Origin of the sequence: Acetobacter papayae JCM 25143 (assembly GCF_000613285.1) — a bacterium.
Taxonomy (GTDB): Bacteria; Pseudomonadota; Alphaproteobacteria; order Acetobacterales; family Acetobacteraceae; genus Acetobacter; species Acetobacter papayae.
This window is the reverse complement of record NZ_BAIN01000003.1, coordinates 21,762-38,842: the sequence shown is the minus strand read 5'-3', so window position 1 is coordinate 38,842 and position 17,081 is coordinate 21,762. Positions and strand designations below refer to the sequence as shown.

Sequence of the window (17,081 nt, the reverse complement as noted above, 5' to 3'; positions counted from 1 at the left end):
ACAGAATTTATATGATGTGTATTTTCAAAGTAATATATCAATTTTTTATTATATTTTATAAAAAGATAAAAATATGTGACACCATTCCATTATTCACCAACGGAATGAAATATTTTTTACATTCCGCAGAATAATATTCAAAAAAGCCTTGATATTTTCAGGAGAAGAATCACCAAATAGATTGAATGATTTTCATATTCCCGTCGCCGGACGCAAAAAGGGCTCTGGCATTCCAGATAGGCAACACGGGGCCACGCTGCTGTATCAAATACAGGCACCAGCCACGGGAGGTCGCTATATAGAGACCCACTACACAGGCCTTTCCTATATGTGGAGTGGCCAGTTAGACGGTGCCTCCATACAGCCCGCACCACTCAGACTGAAGAGGCCCGCAAGGCCTCTGGCAGACGCGCAGCGAATGACACAGAGTAACCCGCATACGCGCCATGCCATATCAATAAAAACCGGAAAAGAATCCGTATTACATTTTAAAACTCAACTGGAATGTCAATGCACGCCCTGCCGCAATGCGTGAATAGTTGGTATAAATTCTATCATAATACAGTTTATCTGTAAGGTTCTGCAGATTAACCTGCAGGTCCAGCGCATGTGTAATCTGATAATCCGCTACCAGATCAATCCGCACATACCCCGGAACCCATGTTGAATCATTTACGTTCGTATAGCGCTTGCTCATATAAGTGATGCCCCCACCCGCCTTGAGATGTGACAGCAGACGATATGTGCTCCACAAGGCTATGGAGTTCCCCGGCGTATAGGGGAATCTCTTGCCCACATTGGCATTGGTCGGCCCACCACTCACCACGGTGCTGTCGAGATAGGTCCATCCACCGAATACCTCCCAGCGTGGTGTAATGTTACCGGCAACATTGATCTCAGCACCACGAACGCGTTGCGTTCCCGCGTCTATCTGGTTGCCATACCCATCCGAAACCTGTGCATTGGTCATTTTTCCATCAAACAGGGAGCCGGTAATAGAAAACCGACCATCGAACAGATCCGCCTTGGCACCGACTTCAATATTCCTGCCATTTTCAGGCGCCAGCTTGTTGTTCGCGGTCGATAGGGCAATCTGGCCATCGGCACCCGCATCAACGCCGACAGGATTGGACGCTGTCGCGTAAGAAAAATACAGGCTGATCGGCTTGATCGGTTTATAAACCACGCCCGCCTGATAGTTGATAAAGCTCTGATTGTTACTGAGCCCGACATTACCCTGCACGGCCGAAGTCATGAAACGATCAAAACGCACCCCTCCATTAATCAGCAGGTGGTCGTTCAACATGCTCATGGTATCAAACGCATAGACAGAACCCGTATCCACATTGGTATTCAGTGCCGCTATCCCCGGCTCTCCAATGGTGTAAGAACCAGTCCAGGGGTTTGACGGATTCCACCCTCCTATATTCGATGCCAGAATGCAGTTATACGCTATGGAGCACGGCCCGCCGTTACGCAGGTTATTCCCCGCGGCATCCTTAATGTAATATTCGTTACGGGTGGAACGCTCACGCGATACTTCTATACCTGTGTTGATGGAATGATGGATCGGGCCTGTATTGAACGTCCCGGACACCATAGCCTGTTCCTGAAAATTATCCGTATGAAACAGACCCGATTTTGCTTCCAGCTCGATAATCTGGCTCGCGGGCGAAGTGCTCTGCCATTGCGGGTTTGTGGCAATATAATCGTATTGTGTGCTCGTCCATTGCAACGTGTTACGAAAAACAAAGTCACGCCAGATATCCTGTTCGAATATAATCTGGCCCATATCTGTTGTACTGCGCTCGAAATCACGATCTTTTAATCCGAGAACAGTATGCCGGGGAATATCAAGCGGTTCGTGTGTGGTTTTGCTGTAAGGGGCAGAATAGTCGGGCATGTCATATGACGAGAGATGATAATACCCTACGGTCAGCCGTGTTGGTGTACCAAGCCCGAAAGACAATGAAGGCGCAACACCCCATTTATGGCCGCCAACCGGCGCACGGCCAGCCGTATAGCCGTCATCTCCCATGGCGTTCAGCGAAATGCTATGGATGAACCTATCTGGCGGTTGATATCAATCGTGCCACGCTTGTAGGCTGCCGTGCCAAAACCGATTTGCCCGGAAGTCAGGTTTCCAAGCTGGGCTTTCTTCGTGGTAATATTGATCTGCCCGCCCAGACCACCACGGCCACCATATACTGAGCCGGGGCCTTTCAGAACTTCCATTTCTTCAACGTCAAAAACTTCACGCTGGGTAACACCACTATCGCGCAGGCCATCAATGAACATATTACTATAAGAACCAAAACCCCGGATTACTGGGTAGTTACCCCCCGGAACGGCATAGGCATCACCTGCTCGGAAACTGATACCGGGCACAGTGCGCATAGCTTCTTCAAATGAGGTCGCATTAACCAGCTTCATCTGCTCCTGCGTCACCACAGAGATAGAGCGCGGGGTGTCGAGCAATGACGCGGTATATTTTTTATTCGGAGAATTCCCGGTCAGTTTCGGTCTGGCTTTACCCCAAACTATCAGGTGTTCTTGCGCTTCCGTTTTCTTGCTATCGGCAGTCTTTTTATCGTGTGGTTGAGCACTTCCACCTGGAGCCGGCACGGAACCTGACTCCTGTGTGGCTTTCGCTTTCTGCACAAGGGTCTCTGCACCATAAGCCTGAGACTGCAACGCTGTCCCGGCGAGACATCCCGTCATGAAAGAGCAATAAAACACACGAGAAAAACCACGAAGAACCGACATATCGCCAAACCATTTTATGAGAACGCATCTCATTCTCTATTTTTATTTTTTTGTCTCGACAATCCAGTTCTCGCAGTGTTGGGAATTGTTAATTATAGAAACCCTCCCCCTTTACGTATGATGCCAAAACTCGATTTACGACCAGAACACACTCTGGCATAATTCTCTCAGCACTGCATGTTCGGACATAACAAACCGACACTATTTGTGTGGACAGCCTGATTATACCCACCAGATTAAGCAGTAAAAATTCCCACAAAAACTAAAAAATATTGAAATAAAATTTACACCATATTTTATTGAGAAAACTCCCACAGCAATTACTTTTTTAACGACTTACGCAATGGCAGACTGGTTTGCATCATGCTCTTTCATATAACTTTCGCTGACGTTAATGCGTTACCACTGCCACACCGCATACATACGGCTCATCATTCGCTTGCTGTCATGGCAAGCGGCACTCACTGACGTTTTTATGGCGCGCACATGTTCCTGCACCATCGATTGGTAATGTTCCCCTCACCTTGCTGCTGGCGTTGTGGTTCGTGCAACTGCACATGCTTAGAGAGGTCTCTTGGGAGCAACACATGAGCGAGCTTGTATTCAGCCCTGCCGCTGATGTCCTTCTTATCGAAGATGACAGCATGACAGTTACATATATCGAGCGTTTCTTTCAGGATTCACATATCCACATCACAACCACTGTTGATGGGCTCCGCGGTCAGGAACTGGCTATGACCCGATCATGGGATTGTATCATCCTCGACCGCCGCCTTCCGGGCATTGATGGCCTGACTATCCTGACCCACCTGCGCAGCCACAATATTCAGACCCCCGTGCTTTTTCTCACAACGATGGATGGCATTCATGACCGTGTTACCGGCCTCCGGCATGGAGGAGATGATTATCTGGTCAAGCCGTTTGCCTTGATGGAACTCTCCGCACGGATCGAGAGCCTGCTACGGCGCGGCAGGGAGCCCCAGAATGAAGTAACCCTGACATTCGCCGATGTCGAAATCAACCTACTGAACCGCGAAGTACGACGAGCCGGAGAAAAACTTTACATTCAAGCACAGGAATTGAAATTACTCGAATATTTCATGAGGAACCCAAACGTTATTCTTTCTCATAAAATGTTGTTACAGACCGTCTGGGACATTGATTTTCCAATCCACAGCAACCTGCTTGCAAGCCATATCAGCCGCCTGAGAGAAAGACTGGGTAGGGACGCAACACCCTTGATTCATACAGTCAAAGGACATGGCTATATTTTGCGGACCCAATAACATGCACAAGAAGCAGGGTACATCCCCTTACCCGTTTTCAGTTTTCCGCAGTTCTTCATTCCGTATCATGGCAATGTTTGCTGGATGCTTTGTGGTCTGCGGCATTACCGTCATGGCTGTTTCAGGGTACCATAGCCTGCACCTTCTCAGGCAGCAGTTACAGAAGGTCATTTCCAACGAACGGGATGAAGCGCTTTCCGATGCTGTCATTCATGATATCCCGCATCTGCGTCCAGTTATGACCGAACTGGTCAGGAATGAGCCCGGTTTCTATTACCTTCTGCAAGACGCACAAAAGCATATCGTCGTGGGTAACATGCTGCCTCTCAGGCCACAGACTGGCTGGCGCACACTTTCATGGACCCACCGTTCACTCCCCCGCGATCATCGTCCTGTAATTGGATATGGTGTACTTCTGGATGACGGCGGGTATCTATTTGTCGGGATCGACGCGGAACCTGTGCAGACTTTACGCCGTGACCTTTGGTTCACACTCGCATGGAGTGCTGCCAGTTTTATCGTAATCGGCTTTGCTGGCGGGTTTATTGTCAGCCGCCTTGTCCTGAACAAGATCGAGACAATCAGCCAGACAGCCCGCGACATCATGAAAGGCAGCATATCGCGCAGGCTGACGCTGAATACGACAAATGATGAGTTCGAGCATCTGGCAGCCAGCCTGAATGCGATGCTCGATAAAAACGAACGGCTGATCGAAAGTATCCGTCAGGTTACAGATGATATCGCTCATGACATGAGGCGCCCCCTCGCACATCTTGGCCAGCACCTTGATGAGATCGCCCATGAAGGGCTATCGCACTCTCAGCAACACACTCTGAGCCTTGCTAAGGTCAATCTGGACGAAGCCCTCGAAATTTTCTCTACCTTATTGAAAATCGCCCAGATAGAATCTGGGGAAGGCATTCCAGACACTCAGGACATTGTGCTTGATGAAATTCTCCACTCCGTTACCGAGCTCTATCGGCCCATTACCGAAGAGCGGGGACAAAAGCTGATCCTCAGGCTTGATCGCAAAGCCTTGCCTCTTTCAGGCAACCGGGTCCTTCTCATGCAGATGTTGGCAAATCTTATAGAAAATGCCACCAATCACTGCCCGCGCGGGAGCACGATTACTGTTTCTTCAGGCATGGCTGGCAATGCTGTCATGATCGCGGTTGCAGACGATGGCCCGGGCATTCCACCGCAGGAACGAGAACGTGTTTTTGAAAAAATGGTTCGTCTTGACCGCAGTCGATCAATACCCGGCACCGGCCTTGGCCTGAGTATGGTCAGAGCCGTTGTCCGGCTGCATCAGGGAACTGTCAGATTGTTGGATAACGAACCCGGTGTGCGATGCGAAATCCGGCTACCGGAAGCCGGACGGAAACTCACGCGTGACGTTCCCCCACCTGTAATAAGAGTACAGGATACTGGTAATGCAGGGAAGTGACTGATTTCCAAACGGCTTTTCTGAAAAAAACTTTTCCAATACACAGATGGGCTTTTTTCATTCGACGTGCCCCCCAGAAAATGTCTAACCATTACCGGGGTATCTGGTTCAGGCAAGTCCGTGCTCTGCACATAATAGCCAATTTCGACCTGCATCGGGATGATGTCGCTCTGAATGGGCAGTTCTGTTCCGCAATACCAACCCATCATTGGCGCATCAGGTTCTTGATCCGTCTCACCCTTAGGCGATCAAGAATGCCATAGAGACTCCCTTGCAACAAAAGGGTCTTCCAAATGACGCACTGCATTATCTGAAATAGCAAGGAGTGTCGGACTTGAAAGGTTATAAGAGGGCCAATGAGACCCTTGTGGTAGAACTGGTGCCGCATCGGCAATAAAGCTACGCCATATCTCATGCACCCGCCGTGCAGAAACTGCGTTCAACCCATGATAGCGTTGGGGAAGATCTTGAACGCGCAGACCGTCCCGCCACCAAACTTCTGCCAATTCAGCTCCATGCGCGGCGCCCGTTTCATCGGGCAGGATATCCCCATACAGATATTTGTAGACCGGCTGGGTCTGGCAGAGCAAAGATGCATAGCGTGTTGTGGGGTTTTGGAATACCAGATCCCCTGCGATAGCGCGCCACAGTCCTATGGGGCTGTGCTCGGGCAATGCATGGCGGTAGCGTTCGACCATGGTTTTTCCGCTTGTACCCAGAGGACGCACACGTGGTCCAGCAAAGGGACAAGATCATGATAGGTCAGGTGCGGGTGCATACGTGAATGCGTGAGATATTCCGCCGATGTTGTGCCGATCATGACTGGCACGGGCGCTGCACGCCCCTGTGCTGCCGCCTGCTCGGGGTGCTCTGGCAGGGTATGCGTCGATAACAGGCTGGAAGGGAATACCAACAACCGTGACGGAACCATCGCGTTGCCAGTCATGGTTGTTATAGGACTCATCGCATATCTGCTTTTGAGCATTCAGGATCTGTGTGAGGTCTGCCGTTTCCAATGCGCTGGCCTTGATGCCAAGACGGGACAGGAACCGCTCTGTTGTGCGTTGAGCGCAATGCATGGGTAGGACAGCGGGTGTCGCGCCGGATTGTATCAAAGCGCGAGAAAAAAGCCCCTGCGCCTCTGGCATGGCCATAAGGTTGCTACGGCAAAGCCACCTGCCGACCGGCCAGCAAGGGTCACACGTGCAGGATCGCCCCCGAAACCGGCAATATTGTCACGCACCCACTGTAACGCACGGATGATATCGAGCAGCCCACGATTGTCCGGTGCATCGTCCAGATGCAGAAAACCCAGAGCCCCCAATCGGTAGTTCAGCGTAACTTCCACAATGCCGCTGGCCGCAAAAGCACCACTCTGGAGAACCCGCTCGTTTGCCGAACCAACGGCATATCCCCCCCCATGCACCCAGACCAGCACAGGAGCCTTGCCATGGATATCCTGCGTGCGGATATTCAGTGTCAGACAGTCTTCTCCTGCGTTCAGCACGGATGTTGCGCCATGCCCCACCGGCCCATAGGTAGGAACCTGCGGGCATACAGGCCCATGTGTCAGGGCCGGGCGGGTACCGATCCAGGTATCTGGCTCCTGCGGCCGGGCAAAGCGTCTGCCGGGCCGCAGGGCGGCCGCATAGGGAACGCCCAGGAAAGTATGAACCCCGTCGACCACACGGCCTTCCAGAAGACCATACTGCGTGCGCACATGTGTTACGTTAGCCATAGGTCCTGAATTTCTCCCGTTCTATCCTGCCAGAGCGCGACGAATGTTGATACCGCGCTCGATTATGACCACAGGGATCATACTGGCGAGGACAACCAGAACGGACAGGGCGGCCACCTGTGGGTCTGTCCTGAACTGGATATAATGATAGATTGCAAGCGGCAAAGTCGTGGCCCGGTGTCCTGCGATGAACAGAACGATAACGGCCTCGTCAAACGAAAACAGAAAGGCTATCAGCCCGGCGGCAAGCAGTGTCATACGTAATCCGGGCAGCGTCACACGCCAGAATGCCTGCCAGGGTGTCGCTCCATGCAGGCATGCAGCTTCCTCGCATGCGGGGTCGAGGCTTTTCAGTCCTGATAATACGATGCGCACAACATAGGCAGAGTAATGCCAACATGCGCGATAACCAGACCGCTCAGCGTATCCAGCAGCCCAAACGGCTGCAATGTCATCATCAGCCGACCGCGAGTACGATATGGGGCACCACCATGGGGGAAAAAAGCATGGCCTGCACAATAGCCCGACCGGGAAAAGCCTTGCCACCCAACGCAAAGGCCGCCGCAGTACCGACAGCGAGCGATACCAAAGCCGCAGCCCCCCCAACCAGAATGCTGAGCAGCCCCGCATGCAAAAACGCGGTATTGTGCAAAACCGCAACGTAAGACCCTAAAGACAGGTGCTCGGGCGGAAAACGCAGGTAGGGCCTAGTATCGAACGAGACCACAAGCACGACTACAAGCGGAGCCAGCAAAAACGCGTAAAGGGCGACAATCAGCCCCCTCCAGCACCACAGACCGACAGAGCGTTTCAAAACCGCTCCTCCATACGACTGAGAATGCGCTGGTAGACAGAAATGACCCCACCGAACAGGAGCAACAGCAGAATGGAGAGTGCTCCGGCAACCTGCCAGTTCAGGGTTACTGTTGTTTCGTTGAAAATTTCAGTCGCAAGCACAAACACCCGCCCGCCCCCCATGAGCTGGGGGGTAACAAGCGAACTGATAGCAAGAACAAAAACCAGCAATGCTGCCGTCATCAACCCGGGCAGAACCAAAGGCAGAACAACGCGGCGGAACACCTGTACAGGGGTTGCTCCCAACAGGGCTGCGGCCTGTTCGATTTCCATATTCAGACGCCCCAGATTACTCAGGATCGATATGATGGCATAAGGCATCAGAATTTCTGTCAATGCGATAACCGTCGCCAGTGTGCCGTTATCAAGCCGGACAGGCGTGGCCAGCAACCCCGACCACAATAGCATGTCGTTAATCATGCCATGCCGCCCCAGAATAACCATCCAGCCATAGGTACGGATAACTGTTGATGTCAGAAGCGGCGCTATCGCCAAAGCAGCCAGAACCCCACGCCAGCGCGTTGTCGTGCGGGCAAGAAAGAGTGCAATGGGAAAAGCCATAGGTACGGCAAGGGCTGCTGTCAGCACCCCAAGCCAGACCGTTTTCCAGAGCACCCACCAGTAAAACCCGTCACCAAGCACATGCTGGTAAGCCTGTAGCGTAAACCCGGGAAGGGTCACACCATCCCCACTTCTGGGTAGAACCGATATCCGGCCCAGCCATATGAGCGGCAGTATAAAGGTGACAGCTAGTGCCAGCAGACCCGGAGCAAGCAGAAGCCCGCGCAACCAGCGGGGATACGCCTGCATGCTCCCGCTCATGTCCTGTCCTCCGCGACAAAGCGCACGTCCCTTGGCAGCCATGAAAGAGGCACATCCTGCCCGAGGCTTATTCCGGCAGGCAGGGGGGCCGGTTGTTCCACGCACAAGCGATACTGACCGGCCTGTGCGGTGATAAGGTAGCGATCTCCCGTGTAGACAATATCTTCCACTCTGGCGGTGCATGTGTAAGCGCCGGCCTGTGGTGCGCCAAGGTGGATATGGTGCGGGCGTACAAACAGGGTGCCCGCACCATCCCATGGTATGATGTCCTCTGGAATGGGCATGCGGCCTAAACCGTCAACATCAGCACTGCCCGTATGTACGAAGCGGCTGATAGAAAATTGCCGCGCCCAACAAAGGATGCCACAAAACGGCTGGCAGGACGGTCGTAAATCTCGACAGGAGTGCCGATCTGGCGAATATGCCCGCCAGACATAACGGCCACAACATCCGCAATCGAAAGAGCTTCCTCCTGATCATGTGTTACGAATACCGAGGTAATGCCCAGACGGCGTTGCAGGCTGCGGATTTCATCACGCATGATGCCCCGCAGCTTGACATCCAGATTGGCCAGAGGCTCGTCCAGCAAGAGAATATCAGGCTCGATCGCAAGAGCACGGGCCAGAGCGACACGCTGCCTTTGCCCGCCTGAAAGATCGGCAACGCGCCTGTGTTCCAGCCCGCCCAGATGCATAAGGTCTATCATGTCGCCTACGCGTTTGCGGCGGGCAGTCTCGTTCAGCCCCCTCACCTCCAGCCCGAAGGCGATATTGCGCGTAACATTCAGATGCGGAAACAGGGCATAGGACTGAAACACCATGCCCATATTGCGTTTGTGCAGGGGCACACCGACCATGGAGCGGCCACCGACCAGCACCAGACCTGACTCAGGCAGTGTCAGCCCGGCCAGCATCCGCAGCAATGTAGTCTTGCCACAGCCCGATGGCCCCAGCAATGTAAGCATGCGCCCGCGTTCGAGCATAAGGGAGGCATCCGCTACGGCAGGCACTTCCGAACCGGGATAGGTTTTGTGCAGGTTCCTGATAGTCAGGTAGGATGCAGCATCAACCACTGATAACCTCTCGCTGGATACGGCGTACCCATTCACTGTAATGCGCGCTGACAAAATGCCAGTCGAGTTGCATGGCTTTTGCCGCGACATCCGGCGGACCTGATATGGCAAGTTTCAGGGCTTCGGGCAGTACAACACGGGTGTTCACCGGCCCATAATACGCCCGGGCCGCAAACGCTGCCTGAACATCCGCTGAAAGGGCGTGATCGATAAACGCCTGAGCCAGATCGCCCGCAGGCGCATGGGCGGTCAGGTTGAGTGTATTGATCTGCGCGACACTACCTTCTCGCGGGATTACTGCGGACAATGTCCCCGGATTGGCCTGTGCGATCATGCGTCCACGCCCGTTCCAGCCAACGCCTAGTGCCACAGTTCCAGCCAGCAAAAGAGTATACAGATCAGGCTGGGCGTTCCATGTCGCAACCAGAGGTGCGAAGCGGCGCATCAGCGCCAGGCCGGGTTCTATGCTCTGCCGGTAATCCCCTCCCTGCATACGGGTCAGCAAAGGCAGGAGCACAACCCCCCTTGTGTCTTCCACAGGCAGACAAATCTGATCGGACAGATCCGGGTTTGCCAGATCGAGCCAACTTTGCGGTGGCGATTTCAGAACCCGCGTATCGTATAAAAGAGCCAGATTATCGGTTGAAAATGCAACGCCCATCATGCCGTCAGGCTGTGCCCATTGGGGCAGTGCAGCAAGGTTGGGCACGGCTGCCGGTGCCAGTGGCGCCAGAAGCGTTTCAGCCGTTGCCAGAAAGGAGATTGAAATATCGGTAATGGCCACATCAACCTGCGGGGCCTGACGCTCCAGCCGCAGCATGGCCAGCATCTGAGCAGAATTCATGACCGGTCTATAAACGACCCTGACACCCGGCCGTTTGCGCTCGAACGTATCCATGACAACCGAGCGAAAAATACTCTGAAACGGCCCTGCGAAACCGGCGACCGTCAATACGGTCATGTTTTCCGCGCGGGCACCTGTAGCAAGTGTAGCACCTGCCGCAGTACCCCCGAGCAGAAAACCGCGCCGGTTCAGGAGCAGAGGCGTAGTCATGTTTCTGCTGTCCATGTTTCGCGGAAGACACGGAGCCAGTTTTCCCCGAGAATTTTTGTAATCCGTGTCTCCGACCAGCCACGACGGAGCATGGCCGGAACAAGGTTGGGTGTTTCTGTAATTGTTGCAATGCCTGCCGGTTTACGGATAACCGTCTGGGCAAAATTGGTCAGTTGCCGGGCATAGCCCTTATCGCGGTTGGCCCATACCTGCCACGGGCCAGGCCGGGGGTGCCCCGTACTGAAATCCGTGCCGATAGCGACATGGTTTTCACCCACAACGTCCAGAACATAAGACATCGCGTCCAGATAATCTTCTATCGTGCATCGTTGCCAGCCTTCAATCCGGGTGCAAACAGGCTAAGACCGATCACACCGCCCTTGGCGGCGCAGGCCCGGAACAGGTCATCAGGTTTGTTACGTTTTACATCGTGCAGGGCTCGGGGCAGCACATGCGAAATGCAAACCGGCTTGCGCGAGTGCTCAATGACTTCGGCTGCCGTCAGGTCACCCACGTGGCTGAGGTCGCACAGCACACCTTGGCGTTCATTTCAGCAATGACCTCACGCCCGAAACCAGTCAGCCCGCTGTCGCGCAGTTCCAGATATCCGGCCCCAGAATAATTCTGCGTATTATAAGTCAACTGCATGATGTTGACGCCGAGCAGTTTGAACAGGCGGATATAATCCAGCCTGTCTTCCAGAGGAGACGTATTCTGCCAGCCAATGGTGATACCCGTCCGGCCGGTGCGTTTAGCCGTTTCAATATCGTCCACATTGCGGATCGGCATAATCAGATCCGCATTATCGGCGAAAAGCTGCTCCCATGTGCGGATATATGCCATGCCTTCGCTAAAGTTTTCCCACAGGAGGGAAGCAGCATTGACTACAGTCAGGCCAGCGGCACGCATTTCCTCAAAAACAGGTCGGCTCCATGCACAGGTCTGCAGACCGTCTATTACCAGGCTATTGCTGTAAAGCGTTTGCGCATCACGTGTCATGGCGTTGTCTCTTTTGTGTGAGCGGTTGTTACAACCTGTTCTGGCGACCATTCGTTGCCCTGCAGTTCGGAACGACTGTAATCCTCGAACTGTTTCAAGATGATTTTTGCATCCTCCCGCAGCAGGGAGGAAACAATACCACGCGCCAGACGCTGGGCTGCCTCGGTCAGCCCGGGCGCACCACTAGTCAGTTTGCCATGGCTGAGTGTTGCATCGAAACTGAATGCGTAAACACGCGAAAGCTCAGCAGCATGTTCGGGGCTTTTGGCTTTAAATGAAAAATCGTCTGCCAGATCGGGTAGTGCGGCAAGCCCGGCGCAGTCTTCCCCTGCTGCGGGGGTAAAGCTGTCCTCCCATAGGCGTACCAGAGGGGCAAGCCTGCGCAGTTCGGGCCTTTTGTCTAGCGCGCAGGCAAAACCGGTTGCAAAAATAAGGTAATCCAGTTCCACCTCGCCATGGGGAGTCCGCACAATCAGTCCATCGGCATACTCTCGCGCATCCACAATCGGGCTGCCCAGACGCATATGGGCATTGGCATGCCGGAAAACACGCAGCACGCTGTCACGCGGGGCCGGAACCGGAAACTCATACCCTGAGCGCATGATTTTCCATTTAATTTCATCCGGCAGGCTCACGTACCCGACAATCAGCCCTTCATTGCTGATACCGCTGAACTTGTCGATATCGGGCAGGTGCGCCCGCCTGACAAACAGATCCACCCTGCTGGCACCAGCTTCCAACGCTGTCGCCGCATTGTCCATGGCAGAAGCTCCGGCTCCCACCACGCCAACCCGTTTACCCTGCAGGGCTTCGAAATTCACCATGTCAGATGAATGTGCGTAAAATTTCGTAGACATTTTACTGGCTACCGGCGGCAGGGCTGGCTGTCCCAGCCCGTCAATTCCGGTAGCGATCACAACACGGCGGGCCGTCAGCGGTGCGTCACTCCCCCTGACCGAGACTGCTATCAGCCATTGTCACAAAAGGCGATATCCGTCACGTTTGTCTGGTTGCGCACTGGCAAATCCAGAACCTTACGGTACCAGCAAAGATACGCCATCCACATCGGGGTTGGAATTTTATCCAGCGCGTTCCAGGCCTCGGCACCATATTGCGCACTGAACCACGCACGGAATGTCAGGGCAGGAACACCGAGCGCTGGCCCCACAGCAGTTTTAGGGGTTCGTAGGGTAGGCATGCGGGCGTAATTCAACCACGGCCCTTCACGCCCCTGTTCCGCGCGGTCGAGGCAGATCACCGATGTTATGCCTGAAACAGCAAGCCCGCAGTGGCAGACAGCCCCAGCATGCCACCACCAATGACAATGACATCATAATCAGGCTTGTTTGCTTGGCTTGTCTGGGAAACCCATGAACGAGCAGGAAGATTCAGCTCTTCCATTTCACGTTTCAGCCGCTCTTCCAGTCTGGTCAGGCCATTATCGTGTGCCACGAGCTTTGTCCTCCGCGCCTGCTCTGAACAGTCGCTTTTGAAGTTTTTCCAGATCTTCAGGCGGATGCCGGTGAAAGCCCGGGATCAAGTCTTCCGCAAGGCTGCCGATACTTTCGATCAGACGTTCGACCTCGGTGTTCAAGGGCCTGAAAACAGGTGTCAGAACACTCCAGACCCAAGGTATGATTTCGGCCAGTGGTCGCACCACCGTACCCTGCACGGGAATACCGTAAGCCGTAACCGGCTCAACCAGTGCAATACCCAGGTTTTCCCGTGCCGCTAAGACGGCTGTCAGGGAGGTGTTGGTTTCAAGCTTGGCCTGTGTGCTGATGCCGTTGGCTTTCAGCGCAACGTCAACCACGCCCCTGAGCCGAAAAGGATTAGCGACTGTCAGTATCTGCCGGTTAGAAAGATGTTTAAGCGAGATCACGGCTTCTTGCGCCAACGGATCCTGCTCTGACAGAACCGCCACACAGGGTGCTTCTCCGATCCAGTGCAGGTGCACGTTTTCATGCTCCAGAGGCAGCGTGACCAGTCCGAGGTCGATCCCGCCATCAGCTACGGCATGGCATACACTTTCCGATGTCATGGCTGTCAGGGTGGTTGTGCTGTCATCATTCATGCGGGCTATGGCCCGTGGAACGATCCCACTTGCAAGGGCCGGCGTTGCCCCGACATTAATCCGCCTGCGGCCCACACCGCTGGCAATTTCGCGCACCTTGTCCTCGATAGAGCGCAGGCCGATAAACGAACGCCGAACTTCCTCGTAAAGCAGCATGGCATCTTCCGACGCGCGAAGCCGTGTACCTGAGCGCTGGAACAGCGTCAGCCCCGTAGCCTGTTCCAGTTCCAGTATGAGGCGGCTGACAGCGGACTGCGTTCGTCCCAGATATTTCGCAGCCCCTGTCATACTGCCAATGGATATGACAGCATGGAACGCCTCGATTTGCCGCATCGTTATCATGAAATATCAAAAGCCTGTGCTAATTCCAACAACAGTCGCAAAACCACCACCAAGGTAATAGGTGGGTGCACTCCCGGCGATGGATGTACCATAGATACCCCGGGTTGTCTTGGCATTGGTCTTTGCCGAATAAACCCCCGACAGGTAATTGCTGTCTCCGATATTGATCAGATTAACCATAATCTGCGGACTACGCAGGAAGCCAAAGGATTTCATGCGATAGCCCAGTGTGGCGTTGGCAGTCTTGTAGGCCGGAATGCTCTCATCGTTCATGAATGTCGAATACTGGGAGTCGACATAATTGAAATAGACATTCCCGAAAAAGCGTCCATCATCATAGGAGATGCCGATTGATGCCGTAAACTTGGGGCTCATGATCGCTGTCTTGCCTTTTGTCGGCAGATAATCGTTCCCGACGGCAAGGTTGTTGTCGAGAGTGGCATGCAGGTACTGCCCGGACACATAGGGGCTGAAATAGTGCCATGGCCGCAGCGCGAGTTCAGCCTGAGCACCACGGGTTGTCTGCCCGCCTGCGTTGATGAAATTGGTGGTCAAGGCACCATCGACATACACCGAGCTGGATACCTGACGGTTCGTGAAGTTATAGTTAAACAGACCGACAGAAACATTGACCAGTCCCGTATGCCTGAAGCCCAGTTCCTCGCTGATTGCATATTCATTTTTCAGATCGGTGCGGCCGCGGGTGCAAGCTTGCCGGTAGACATGTTGAATGCGTCATAATAGGGCACGTCGGACGCAGGCGCATGAAAGCCGGTGGAGGCATTGAAGAACACCGTATCCTGCGGCGTGATCTTGTAACTGACAGACATGCGCGGCAGCGGCGTAGCCGTGTTGGTGGACCAGCTATACGTTGCCCCGGGAATATTGTTCGTGCCGGACCGGGACATCAGAACTTCCTTGAAACCAGCCGTAATATCCAGACGGTGGTCGAGCAGGGAGAGTGTATCTTCGATATAAAAACCGTTGACCTGCTGCATAAGATGGAAATTCTTTGTCGCCAGCACGGCTCCGGACTGGGTGCGGATAGTGCCATCCATAATACTGCCGTTACTGCTGATCGGAGCGTAATCGTACAGGGAATTCTTGTTCAGATTGCCATACCAGTAGCCAGCACGCAGCGTATTGATACCAGTGTGCAGGGCAAGATTACCCGTGAACCCTGCATTATAGCTGTTGGAACCCGCTATAGCCGCAACGGCGGCCTTGCCGTCGTAAACGGTCGGAAAATCAATCGTTCCGGCAGATTCGTTGCCATAATAGATCTTGCCCGGGCTTAGCGTTGTCGCACTGGGGACAGAACCGCTCATCCACTGATAATAGGGCGTAACATCGGCGCTCAGGCTGTTGGTCAGTATGAAATGCGTTGGCGCGCTGATCATGACCGATGTACGGTCATACTGGAATTGCCGGTAATAATCCGTGGAACCGGGGGTGTACTGTCCTGCGTAGTTATAGGACCGGCCATATTGCTGCCACTGAGACAGCGACAGGTAACGTGTGGGGGATTCATCTACCGTGTTCCACGTAAACACTACAGCAGTATGGCTTCCCTCACCCCAGCTCTTGGTCAGCTTGGCATCCACATGATAACGGCGGTTTGTGCCGGGGCCACGCCAGTTGTTGTTACGAGTATAAGAGCCTGAAACAAAAGCATATACACCGGAATGCCCTAGTTCGCCCGTGTCAAAACGCAGGAAATCCTTGTTCGTGGCATGGGTGCCACCGCTCAGTTCCAGAAAGCCACCGCGCCTTCTTGAAGGGTTCCGAAGTTCTGCCGAGATCTGCCCGCCAACCGCACTGTAGGACGGGGTTGCGATATCACTGCTGCCCTGTGTCAGATTAATACGGGAGATATTTTCCGTATCTGCCATTCCGCAGTGTCAGCAATGCCATAAATTGGATCGCCAGCCGGCATACCTTCAAAAACAAGCCCCAGTTCACTGACATCCATCCCACGTACGCTGATACCGGCATGATCTGACAGGCCCAAAGGATCGGCACTGCCGACAACGGCCCCGGGTGACATCTGGAGAAGACTCAGCGCGTTGGATGTCTGCGCCTGTTTGGCTATGAAATCCCGCGTTACACCGCTTTGCAACCGCGGCGCGGTCTGTATAGGCAAAAGCCCACCACCCGGCGTGGTATTGCTAACACCATTCGGCGCACGGCTAGACACGACAAACAGATCTTCCTGGCGGCCGTTAACCGCCTTGGGATGTGCGTTCCCAACACCTGACGCGGTGCGAGGCGCCGGATGGCTGATCTTGTCTGTTCCCGATTTTTTCGTAGGTGCCGTGGTCGCCAGCGCTACCGAGCTTACGCAAGTAAGGGCGAACGCTACCGGTATGAAATGCACTTTCGCGGTAACAAAGACCATGGCACAGGCTCCACAAAACACATTCACTATTAGTGAATATATAAATCAACAATATACCTTCGTCATACGTATATGATGTTTATGAATGACATGACAACATAAATTCAATAACCTCATGCCTTGGAAGCCCATACGTGGCACATCCCTGTTGAGGATCGAAAACGAAATGGGTCATTTTTTCATAAAAAATACAATTATAACATACAGTTACAAAATATTAATACGTTA

The 17,081-nt window shown here is 53.6% G+C and carries 20 protein-coding genes and 1 pseudogene; 2 read left to right on the top strand and 19 right to left on the bottom strand.

What is annotated here, in order from left to right:
* Positions 1-481: 481 nt before the first annotated feature.
* Both JCM25143_RS15845 and JCM25143_RS21210 read right to left on the bottom strand, forming a co-directional pair.
* A complete protein-coding gene (locus JCM25143_RS15845) occupies positions 482-2,038 on the bottom strand; it encodes a TonB-dependent receptor (protein WP_051542738.1) in 1,557 nt (518 codons plus the stop codon).
* A gap of 5 nt (positions 2,039-2,043) precedes the next feature.
* A complete protein-coding gene (locus JCM25143_RS21210; RefSeq protein ID WP_159101573.1) occupies positions 2,044-2,766 on the bottom strand; it encodes a TonB-dependent receptor plug domain-containing protein in 723 nt (240 codons plus the stop codon).
* A 524-nt stretch (positions 2,767-3,290) separates the two neighbouring features.
* On the opposite strand from JCM25143_RS21210, the gene JCM25143_RS01555 reads away from it, so the two are divergent.
* Entirely contained in the window at positions 3,291-4,052 is a 762-nt protein-coding gene (locus tag JCM25143_RS01555; protein WP_234394862.1) for a response regulator transcription factor, read from the top strand.
* A gap of 1 nt (position 4,053) precedes the next feature.
* A complete protein-coding gene (locus tag JCM25143_RS01550; RefSeq protein WP_025859792.1) occupies positions 4,054-5,499 on the top strand; it encodes a sensor histidine kinase in 1,446 nt (481 codons plus the stop codon).
* A 248-nt stretch (positions 5,500-5,747) separates the two neighbouring features.
* Here JCM25143_RS01550 and JCM25143_RS23140 read toward each other — a convergent pair whose 3' ends face one another.
* The 17 genes and pseudogenes from JCM25143_RS23140 to JCM25143_RS23090 all read right to left on the bottom strand — a co-directional run bounded on the left by JCM25143_RS23140 (position 5,748) and on the right by JCM25143_RS23090 (position 16,853).
* On the bottom strand, positions 5,748-6,197 hold the full coding sequence (locus JCM25143_RS23140) for a hypothetical protein (protein ID WP_234394861.1): 450 nt from the start codon (positions 6,195-6,197) through the stop codon (positions 5,748-5,750).
* On the bottom strand, positions 6,152-6,463 hold the full coding sequence (locus JCM25143_RS23135; protein ID WP_234394860.1) for a hypothetical protein: 312 nt from the start codon (positions 6,461-6,463) through the stop codon (positions 6,152-6,154). The genes JCM25143_RS23140 and JCM25143_RS23135 overlap by 46 nt, the downstream gene beginning before the upstream one ends.
* Positions 6,464-6,610: 147 nt before the next feature.
* Entirely contained in the window at positions 6,611-7,237 is a 627-nt protein-coding gene (locus JCM25143_RS23130; RefSeq protein ID WP_234394859.1) for a carboxylesterase family protein, read from the bottom strand.
* 21 nt (positions 7,238-7,258) lie between these two features.
* The gene (locus tag JCM25143_RS23125; RefSeq protein ID WP_234394858.1) at positions 7,259-7,612 is read right to left on the bottom strand and encodes an ABC transporter permease; all 354 of its coding nucleotides are present in this window, start codon (positions 7,610-7,612) and stop codon (positions 7,259-7,261) included.
* Between the two features lie 82 nt (positions 7,613-7,694).
* Entirely contained in the window at positions 7,695-8,051 is a 357-nt protein-coding gene (locus tag JCM25143_RS23120) for an ABC transporter permease (protein ID WP_234394857.1), read from the bottom strand.
* Positions 8,048-8,902: an ABC transporter permease gene (locus JCM25143_RS01535; RefSeq protein WP_234394856.1), complete on the bottom strand. Its 855-nt coding sequence runs from the start codon at positions 8,900-8,902 to the stop codon at positions 8,048-8,050. Before JCM25143_RS01535 ends, JCM25143_RS23120 begins: the two co-directional genes overlap by 4 nt.
* An 8-nt stretch (positions 8,903-8,910) precedes the next feature.
* Complete coding sequence (locus tag JCM25143_RS23115) at positions 8,911-9,198, bottom strand: TOBE domain-containing protein (RefSeq protein WP_051542731.1); 288 nt, start codon at positions 9,196-9,198, stop codon at positions 8,911-8,913.
* A 5-nt stretch (positions 9,199-9,203) separates the two neighbouring features.
* Positions 9,204-9,986 (bottom strand): ABC transporter ATP-binding protein, encoded by a 783-nt coding sequence (locus tag JCM25143_RS22560; protein ID WP_051542728.1) that lies wholly within the window; start codon positions 9,984-9,986, stop codon positions 9,204-9,206.
* Positions 9,979-11,040 (bottom strand): extracellular solute-binding protein, encoded by a 1,062-nt coding sequence (locus JCM25143_RS01525; protein WP_234394855.1) that lies wholly within the window; start codon positions 11,038-11,040, stop codon positions 9,979-9,981. Before JCM25143_RS01525 ends, JCM25143_RS22560 begins: the two co-directional genes overlap by 8 nt.
* Positions 11,037-11,949: pseudogene (locus JCM25143_RS15825) on the bottom strand (dipeptidase). The gene JCM25143_RS01525 and the pseudogene JCM25143_RS15825 overlap by 4 nt, the downstream one beginning before the upstream one ends.
* Positions 11,950-12,035: 86 nt before the next feature.
* Complete coding sequence (locus tag JCM25143_RS15820) at positions 12,036-12,956, bottom strand: SidA/IucD/PvdA family monooxygenase (RefSeq protein WP_234394854.1); 921 nt, start codon at positions 12,954-12,956, stop codon at positions 12,036-12,038.
* A gap of 50 nt (positions 12,957-13,006) precedes the next feature.
* Positions 13,007-13,297, bottom strand: a complete 291-nt coding sequence (locus JCM25143_RS23110) for a hypothetical protein (protein ID WP_234394853.1) — start codon at positions 13,295-13,297, stop codon at positions 13,007-13,009.
* A 5-nt stretch (positions 13,298-13,302) separates the two neighbouring features.
* Positions 13,303-13,491, bottom strand: a complete 189-nt coding sequence (locus JCM25143_RS23105; RefSeq protein WP_234394852.1) for a hypothetical protein — start codon at positions 13,489-13,491, stop codon at positions 13,303-13,305.
* Complete coding sequence (locus tag JCM25143_RS01510; protein ID WP_035370311.1) at positions 13,478-14,455, bottom strand: LysR substrate-binding domain-containing protein; 978 nt, start codon at positions 14,453-14,455, stop codon at positions 13,478-13,480. Before JCM25143_RS01510 ends, JCM25143_RS23105 begins: the two co-directional genes overlap by 14 nt.
* Before the next feature lie 6 nt (positions 14,456-14,461).
* Positions 14,462-15,010 carry a TonB-dependent receptor domain-containing protein gene (locus JCM25143_RS23100; RefSeq protein ID WP_234394851.1) on the bottom strand — a complete coding sequence of 183 codons (549 nt, stop codon included), beginning with the start codon at positions 15,008-15,010 and terminating at the stop codon, positions 14,462-14,464.
* Positions 15,011-15,138: 128 nt separating this feature from the next.
* Positions 15,139-16,347 carry a TonB-dependent receptor domain-containing protein gene (locus JCM25143_RS23095; protein ID WP_234394850.1) on the bottom strand — a complete coding sequence of 403 codons (1,209 nt, stop codon included), beginning with the start codon at positions 16,345-16,347 and terminating at the stop codon, positions 15,139-15,141.
* Positions 16,311-16,853: a Plug domain-containing protein gene (locus tag JCM25143_RS23090; RefSeq protein ID WP_234394849.1), complete on the bottom strand. Its 543-nt coding sequence runs from the start codon at positions 16,851-16,853 to the stop codon at positions 16,311-16,313. The genes JCM25143_RS23095 and JCM25143_RS23090 overlap by 37 nt, the downstream gene beginning before the upstream one ends.
* Positions 16,854-17,081 lie beyond the last annotated feature (228 nt).

Coding starts and splice junctions, on each gene's coding strand:
- JCM25143_RS23095 (WP_234394850.1), bottom strand. CDS start 16,347: ATGGCAGATACGGAAAATATCTCCCGTATTAATCTGACACAGGGCAGC.
- JCM25143_RS15845 (WP_051542738.1), bottom strand. CDS start 2,038: ATGGGAGATGACGGCTATACGGCTGGCCGTGCGCCGGTTGGCGGCCAT.
- JCM25143_RS01525 (WP_234394855.1), bottom strand. CDS start 11,040: ATGACTACGCCTCTGCTCCTGAACCGGCGCGGTTTTCTGCTCGGGGGT.
- JCM25143_RS23115 (WP_051542731.1), bottom strand. CDS start 9,198: ATGCCCATTCCAGAGGACATCATACCATGGGATGGTGCGGGCACCCTG.
- JCM25143_RS23135 (WP_234394860.1), bottom strand. CDS start 6,463: ATGAGTCCTATAACAACCATGACTGGCAACGCGATGGTTCCGTCACGG.
- JCM25143_RS01535 (WP_234394856.1), bottom strand. CDS start 8,902: ATGCAGGCGTATCCCCGCTGGTTGCGCGGGCTTCTGCTTGCTCCGGGT.
- JCM25143_RS01550 (WP_025859792.1), top strand. CDS start 4,054: ATGCACAAGAAGCAGGGTACATCCCCTTACCCGTTTTCAGTTTTCCGC.
- JCM25143_RS01510 (WP_035370311.1), bottom strand. CDS start 14,455: ATGATAACGATGCGGCAAATCGAGGCGTTCCATGCTGTCATATCCATT.
- JCM25143_RS23090 (WP_234394849.1), bottom strand. CDS start 16,853: ATGGTCTTTGTTACCGCGAAAGTGCATTTCATACCGGTAGCGTTCGCC.
- JCM25143_RS23140 (WP_234394861.1), bottom strand. CDS start 6,197: ATGGTCGAACGCTACCGCCATGCATTGCCCGAGCACAGCCCCATAGGA.
- JCM25143_RS21210 (WP_159101573.1), bottom strand. CDS start 2,766: ATGTCGGTTCTTCGTGGTTTTTCTCGTGTGTTTTATTGCTCTTTCATG.
- JCM25143_RS23130 (WP_234394859.1), bottom strand. CDS start 7,237: ATGGCTAACGTAACACATGTGCGCACGCAGTATGGTCTTCTGGAAGGC.